The 7,534-nt window shown below is 34.5% G+C and carries 6 protein-coding genes and 1 pseudogene; 1 reads left to right on the top strand and 6 read right to left on the bottom strand.

Annotated features, from left to right (window positions below):
- Positions 1-27: 27 nt before the first annotated feature.
- The 5 genes from I6F65_RS16125 to I6F65_RS16145 all read right to left on the bottom strand — a co-directional run bounded on the left by I6F65_RS16125 (position 28) and on the right by I6F65_RS16145 (position 5,152).
- Positions 28-678 (bottom strand): peroxiredoxin-like family protein, encoded by a 651-nt coding sequence (locus tag I6F65_RS16125; RefSeq protein ID WP_197113906.1) that lies wholly within the window; start codon positions 676-678, stop codon positions 28-30.
- A 238-nt stretch (positions 679-916) separates the two neighbouring features.
- The gene (locus tag I6F65_RS16130) at positions 917-1,114 is read right to left on the bottom strand and encodes a CPXCG motif-containing cysteine-rich protein (RefSeq protein ID WP_024611216.1); all 198 of its coding nucleotides are present in this window, start codon (positions 1,112-1,114) and stop codon (positions 917-919) included.
- 99 nt (positions 1,115-1,213) lie between these two features.
- Complete coding sequence (locus I6F65_RS16135; protein WP_166114113.1) at positions 1,214-3,469, bottom strand: EAL domain-containing protein; 2,256 nt, start codon at positions 3,467-3,469, stop codon at positions 1,214-1,216.
- 460 nt (positions 3,470-3,929) lie between these two features.
- Entirely contained in the window at positions 3,930-4,391 is a 462-nt protein-coding gene (locus I6F65_RS16140) for a GNAT family N-acetyltransferase (protein WP_197113909.1), read from the bottom strand.
- Between the two features lie 137 nt (positions 4,392-4,528).
- Positions 4,529-5,152, bottom strand: coding sequence for a sulfotransferase (locus I6F65_RS16145; RefSeq protein WP_231613216.1), 624 nt, complete (start codon positions 5,150-5,152; stop codon positions 4,529-4,531).
- Between the two features lie 298 nt (positions 5,153-5,450).
- Here I6F65_RS16145 and cysZ point away from each other — a divergent pair, with 298 nt between their 5' ends.
- Positions 5,451-6,161 carry a sulfate transporter CysZ gene (cysZ, locus tag I6F65_RS16150; protein WP_029880450.1) on the top strand — a complete coding sequence of 237 codons (711 nt, stop codon included), beginning with the start codon at positions 5,451-5,453 and terminating at the stop codon, positions 6,159-6,161.
- Between the two features lie 151 nt (positions 6,162-6,312).
- Here the strand turns inward: cysZ and I6F65_RS16155 are convergent.
- Positions 6,313-7,363: pseudogene (locus I6F65_RS16155) on the bottom strand (PepSY-associated TM helix domain-containing protein).
- Positions 7,364-7,534 lie beyond the last annotated feature (171 nt).

Consider the following 7,534-nt stretch of genomic DNA (forward strand, 5'->3'; position numbering starts at 1 on the left):
TATCACTCTATATTATAATGGATGTAATTAAGACAGCTTACGTAGCTCCTCAATAATATCATCTGGCTCTGAACGTGTACGGTAATCTACATCAACATAACGCCAAGTAACAAGTCCATCACGACCTATAATAAATGTGGCAGGTATAGGAAGTATATTACCATTGCCATTATTTATTGCCTCTAAGTCGAGTTTACGGTCAACTCGCATGTGCTCTACTAAGTACTCTGGTACTTCCCATGCAACGCCATACTGCGATGCAACTTTTGCACTTTGATCCGATAGCACTAAAAAATCCATCTCACTTATTTCATTTTTACTCATTGATCCATCGGGTACCTGCGGGCTAATAGCCACTAACTGCGCACCTAACGAATGGATATCAGCTAACCTTGCTTGCAATGCTTTAAGTTGTAGGTTGCAGTATGGGCACCAGCTACCACGATAAAATGTAACAACAAGTGGTCCTTTGGCTAATAATTCGGTAAACGAAATTAGCTTACCGTCTGGATTTGGCAATTCAAAACTCGGCGCTTGTTCGCCCACCTTAATTGCACTGCTACCTTGCTGAAAAGACTTTGCTTGCTCAATTATATCGTCAACACCTTTCATAAAATCAGGATTTGCTTGTCGACCTGCTGCAATTTTAGCATCAGTTTGCTCTTTTAAACTTTTCATATTTATCTCCAGCGCACTCTTTAATTTACTCATGTTAAGTATAAATCACCGTATTTAAAGACACACAACAACGACTTAAAATATTCTCTTAACAATTAACTTCAAATGAGTTTTACGAATTTAAGAAGTAATACTACTCCTATTTGTATAAATTTATCTTTTTTAAGAATTAAAGCTAATTTAAAAAAGAGAAAATCAATAAATAACGGCTACAAAAAAACAACGTAATATCACTTTATTAGTACGCTTCATCTTCACCATATACATTAACAACCAACTCATCATCAATGTCGTATGAGACTAAAAAGTTTATTGGCTTACAGCACACTTGGCAATCCTCAATATATTGCTCATCTACATCTGAAGTATCAATTAAAACATCAATCGCTTCACCACAATAAGGACACTCAATTGTTTTTTCTGGTAATTGGTTCACTTTTATACCTTCTGAAAATTAACTTAAATATTATTACACCAGTAACAATAGCATTTTCAGTGCGCGTTTAAAAATTCACAGTACTTACATTTACAACAACTAAATACCATCTTTTAAGTACGTATTATGCCATTGTAAATACTGCTCGTGAGTCATTGGCTTGGCAATTAAATAGCCTTGTATAGCATCGATATCTATTTTTTTAAGTACTTCAAATTGCGCTAATGTTTCAACTCCTTCTGCAACAACAGATATATTAAGACTTTTACCTAAATTAATTATCGTTTGCACAATACTATGACCTGTACCGCTATCACATATTTTATCAATAAAGCTTTTATCTATTTTTAGTTCTTTTACTGGAAAAGAACTCAAATGAGTTAAGCAGGAATAGCCTGTACCAAAATCATCGATAGAAAATATAAAACCATGACTTTTTAATTCTTCCATTTGTTGTATTGCGCTGTCTATATCACCCGATAACATAGATTCGGTTATCTCTAACTTAACGCGTGAAGGTTCCACATCAAAATGGTTAATTACATTTAACAGCTCATTTTTTAGTGTTGTTGAGTTAAATTGACACTGACTTATATTTATTGAAATATTGAATGACTCATCAATAATATTATTACGGCTTAAGTCATTAATTAAAATACATATATCGCGTAATACCGTATTTTGTAACTTTTGAATTAATCCGTATTGCTCTGCAATCGGAATAAACTCATTAGGTGCTATTAGCCCTTTTTGTGGATGGTTCCATCGAATAAGCGCCTCAGCGCCTATTATTTTTCCTTGCGCATTAATTTGTGGCTGAAAGTAAGCACAAAATTCATCACATGCTATTGCTCTAACAATGTCAGTTTCTAGTTCAGCTTGGTTTTGAAGTAAAGTTTGTAATGCTGGATCATAAAAACTACTGCTATTACCTCTTTTCTTTTTTGAATGGTACATTGCCGTATCGGCAAATTTTAGTATGTTGTCTGTCACTGAATTTATTTTATCGATTAAACAAATACCAATACTACAACTCACCTGAAATGCTAGTTTTCCAACCTCAAACTTCTCATCAAATACACTTTGTAAGCTTTTAGCCACTATTTCGGCTTCAATAATAGCCTGTTGATTATTTTCACCAACATACTCTAGCAAGATAATAAATTCATCACCTCCAACCCGAGCTAATGTATTAGGTGCTTTAATTACAGATCGGAATCGTGTTGATAACTCAACTAAAATTTCATCGCCTGCGCTGTGCCCCAGTGAATCATTAATCCTTTTAAAGTTATCTAAATCTAAAAACAATAACGCACCGACTTTATCACTCTGCTTTATTGTTTCTACGCAGAGCGTTAACTTATCGCTAAGCATTCTTCTATTTGGGAGATTAGTTAATGAATCAAAAAAGGCTAGCTTCGTTATTTCTTGCTCTGCATTTTTCCTAACCGAAATATCTCTAGCCATCCATACAACATGCCTTTGCAATGGGTTATTTGGCTGATAATGATCAAGAGATGCTGTTCTTCCCTCAAAAGTAACTTTATTATTTTTAATTTCAAGCTCATATTCAAAAAATTGAACATCGTTAGTCGTTAATGTTTTTTCAATTACATTCATGATCAACTGAGACTCTTTTTTAGGGAGAGCATCTTTTACGTTTTGATGAATCAATGTACTTGGTGAGCTATACAGTAATTCATTTGAAGAACCATAAAGATCAGTGTATTCACCGTCCTCACTTAAAATTAAGATCAAATCGGGCATCACTTTAGTAAATGCTTTAAATTTTTCATTACTTTGTTGTAAGTCTGCAATTAACTGTTTTGCTTTAAACGACTCAACGTTTTTTTCTAACGCGATACTCGTAAAATGAACAAAATAATCAATCAGTTCTAAATCATACGCTGACGGGGCTTTAGGCTTATCGTGATAAATAGCGAACGTGCCAAGTATTTGGGATTGTGTTGAGATAATAGGAGTTGACCAGCATGATCTTAGCTCAAAGCTTAGTGCGAGCTCTTTGTAATCTTCCCACAGTGGTGAGACCGCTATATCTTCTACAATTACGCGAGCATTAGAATATGCAGCAGTACCACACGATCCCGCACTTGGACCAACGTGCACTCCATTTATAGCTTGGCAGTATTTGTCATCTATATTTGGAGCTGCGCAATGAAAGAGCTGACCTTCTCTTAATGATAAAATTGAGCATCTTGCAGATTCATCATCAATAATTTCTTCAATAGATAAACAAATGTCATTAATAACAACATTTAAAGGTAACCCTAGTGCTATTTTAGATAAGATATCTTGCTGATGAGATAACAACTTTCTTAATCTAACTGTTTCCATATTCCACCATAAAATTTCATTATTTTTGTTTTTAATTTATAAGAATATATTTAATCGCCTAAATTATAAAAACTTCAGATCAACTTTATATTTATACTATATAGATAAGTATAGCTATGATTAAAAGATTTTTACTTAAAAGCTATAATTTTTACAATCGTATAAAATAAAGGAAATAAAAGTAGAGTTAATTCAAAGTGGGTGTTGTCATTCATTAGGATGGTCAGCGATATAGCTAACCAGATCTGTGGGTCATAAATCTATATTAAGCAGCTATTTTCAATGCTAGCTGCGTTAAGTTTACTTACAATAAATTCGTTCAGATTAATTAAATTAGCATTACAAATTGGCACGATTAAAAGCACTTTCACCGTTTATAAACCGTGTAGTGCCTACTATGAGGTTATTTTGCCGTCGTAAAGCTAATCTTTATTTATCTAATATTTTTTGAGGGGGTATTTTACTTACTTAGCCCTAATTCCATAAATACACTTTGTGGGTTGTCTTGATAAGGTCCAAAACTGTCACAACGTTTAAATCCTAGGTTTTCATATAACTTAATCGATTGTATTTGCTTAGGACCTGTTTCTAGTCTTATAAGTGGAATTTTCTCTTCCCCAGCATGATGCAATAATATTTGCATAATACGTCTAGATAACCCTCTGCCTCGATAGCTAGGATTGACATAAAGCCGTCTTATTTCGCCATAAGGTGTTTTATCAAACTGTTTTACAATAGCGCCACAAGCAATAATACCATCTTCATTCTTTAATCCTATAGCGTAAACACTTGGCTGGTTTAGCTCATTCACAGTAAGAGATTGTGCTGTTGCTACCGGATATAAGGAGTTAATAAGTCGGTCGATATCAGAAAAAACATTAATCACATCCTGGTCATCTTGGTTTAAATCGACTAACTGCATGGAAAATCCAATTTTGTATTAAAAATTTGTTGGCAAACTATACCTAATTGTAACAAATGAACAACCTCGTTCAGCCCGTTTTTCACTTATTTAAACGTTTATTTAAGATAGATCAATATTTATATAAGATAAACTACCTACAACACGTAATCAAAATACTTACGGTGCTCTACACCCGCTAAATTAGAATTGATTTTATTTGGGTGCTTATATTCTTTCCAACTTGCTACATGGCGACCAACATTTAATTTAGGGAAATCAGTATTTCCTTTAATCGCGACTCCTAAAAAGTGTTTTAATTTTAATAAACTATCTTCCTCACTAACATCTATCATTAAAAAATCATCACGGTCTTTAAAGTAAGAAAAAACAGCCTGTTGATGTTTTAAATAACAATCAGCTAACGAGGTGTGCGTTAAAGGTAATGTTGAGGGAAATACCTGATGAAAACTGCGTTTTAAAATAGGGTTGAATTTTCCCGTTTTTGGCTCTAAATGAGGCGCCATTTTTTTTAATAGCATTGTGATAGAAAGCACCCATTTATCTATATCTCGATTTAAGTAAACAAATTTAGCATCTGGAAATAACGTATCCAAATGCATATAGTCGCTAAAACAAGGCGCGTCAGATACTGCATCCGCCATCTCAAACGCTTTTTTAGTAAATGCAGTATGAGCGACCGACAGCCCCATTTCTAATAGCGCGACACTTATACTAGTAGTACCGGTTCTTGGTAAACCAATAATAAAAACTTTAGACATCTATGTTACTCATGTTGAAAAAGCACCTCATTATTACATGTGTTTGCTATTCCATAATAAAGAAAATTTGGTACTTTGGATTAAAATTGTTTAGATAAGTTGTTTGTAATTCAATATGATTAATTAATAACGGCCTTTGTTAAAACGACCTTATTCACTTATTTTTAGCTCTGATTTATATTAAAACGACGAAACTAAACACTTTGTTACCTAAAAATACTGTTCAAAATTATTAAGCAATTTATACTGCGCGCAGTGGTAAATATTTATTGAGGTTATTGTGCAGATCATAAAAGGCATGGAATATTTTTTTTCAGGGTTTAAGTTAATTAGTCAAAAAGGATTAAAGCGCTTTGTGCTGATCCCGCTATTAATTAATATTTTACTCTTTAGTAGTTCGCTGTATTTCTTATTTGGCTGGCTAAGTGACAGCTTTACCTACATCAATAATATGCTACCAGAATGGCTTAGTTGGTTAGAGTGGTTGATGTGGCCAATTGCAGTACTGGTGGTGTTATTTAGTTACAGCATGCTATTTACTATAATAACCAACTTTATAGCAGCTCCATTTAACGGTTTACTCAGTGAAAAGGTAGAACTGTATTTAACAGGTCAACAAATTAATGATGATGGCTTTGCTGAGTTATTAAAAGATGTGCCACGCATGTTTGCACGAGAGCTAACAAAGCTGTGGTATTACTTGCCCCGTGCCATTGGTTTTTTTATATTACTTTGGATATTACCTGTCATAGGGCAAATTCTGTGGGTGCTATTTACGTGTTGGATGTATGCAATACAGTACAAAGATTACGCATTCGATAATCATAAAATCGACTTCAAACAAATGAAAGACGATTTAAAAAGCAAACAAGGCTTATCGTACGGGTTCGGCTTTGCCGTTATGATATTTACAGCAATCCCTATCGTAAATTTAATCGTAATGCCTGTTGCAGTTTGTGGCGCTACCCGTTTATGGGTAGATAACTACCGCCCTAAATATCGCGATTAGTTAAATAATATCTATGAGTAATATTAAATAAGCAGCTTTCATTAAAGCAAACATACAGCTTATGTAAGTACAGAGGGTTAAAAAATCCGATAAAGATTATTTATCGGATTTTTATATTATTGATGAACCCTTGAGTGAAAAAATTAATCTATTAAGGCTTACTCTTACTCGTTACTAGGCGCTTCCACGCTAGTACCATACCGGTATAAACTAAAAAGCATGCTAGCAATGATGCCAAACCAGCTAATGTTTGCCCTATAAAACCAAAGTATTCACCGGTATGTAAAAATCGAGATGTTCCCCATGCTTGATCGCCTCGCGTCCAATCCGATTTTTTTAGCGTTTTAATTGCATCTCCAGTGCGAGTATCTAAAAATAATGAATACGCATATTCTTGGCGATTCCCGATACTGGTATCAATATAAAAACGGGCTTCGTGTTTTTTGTCACCTAATTCTAACCACATCGAATACCAATCCGCAGCACCATTATTAATTGCATGTACTTTAGCTTGTTGGAATAAAGCATCGTAAGGTACTTTATCAGCCGATAAATCTAATACTGGTAGATGCTTTTCTCGCTCGGGTACACTTTGTCCAAATGCGCCGTACAGTGCCTTATTTGCCCAATCAAAATGAAACAAAGTAGCCGTTAATGACAAAACGAGTAAAACCGGTAAACACCAAATCCCAAAAACTAAATGCCACTGCCTATTTCGATGATGTGATGATTTGTAACTCTTTGCTAGTAATAAATATCCTTTTAATGCAGAGCGATTAAATCGCTTTGGTAACCACAGATAAGCACCCGATAGTAATAAAAAGATAAAAAATAGATTAGCGTAGCCATTTATATTTTTGCCAATCACTTGTGAAGCGCCATGCAGTAATAAATAACGATGTATATCAGTTACAACGTGAAAAAAAACCAGCCGCTAGCCCCTCTCCTTCACGAATGACATCTCCCGTATAAGGGTGTAATAAGTAGCTATGTTTCCCCGCCCAGGCAGGAATAGCAGCCCCTTCTCGATTTACCCAACGAATATAAATATGTGATTGACTCGGATGCGATTTTTGCAAAATATCTACAACAGCATCAGTCGATAGCCGCTGTTGAGCATAGGTGCTTTTTACAGTAAATCGCATTTCATCTAGCTCAACAATCTGTCGCTCATAGGTTAATAAAAAACCCGTGAACGACATGCTAAAAATAAATAAACCGGCGATTAAACCTATAATTAAGTGAGCCCAAAAGACCAGGGCAAGAGCATGAAAAAACACTATAAATTCAATACCTTTTCAAGATAAGCTGTACTGCGCATCGCTTTCTTCTGCTTTGCTGGCATACCTTTACTAAAACTGGTTTCAGCCTTT

Source organism: Pseudoalteromonas sp. SWXJZ94C (assembly GCF_015864385.1).
Classification (GTDB): Bacteria; Pseudomonadota; Gammaproteobacteria; order Enterobacterales; family Alteromonadaceae; genus Pseudoalteromonas.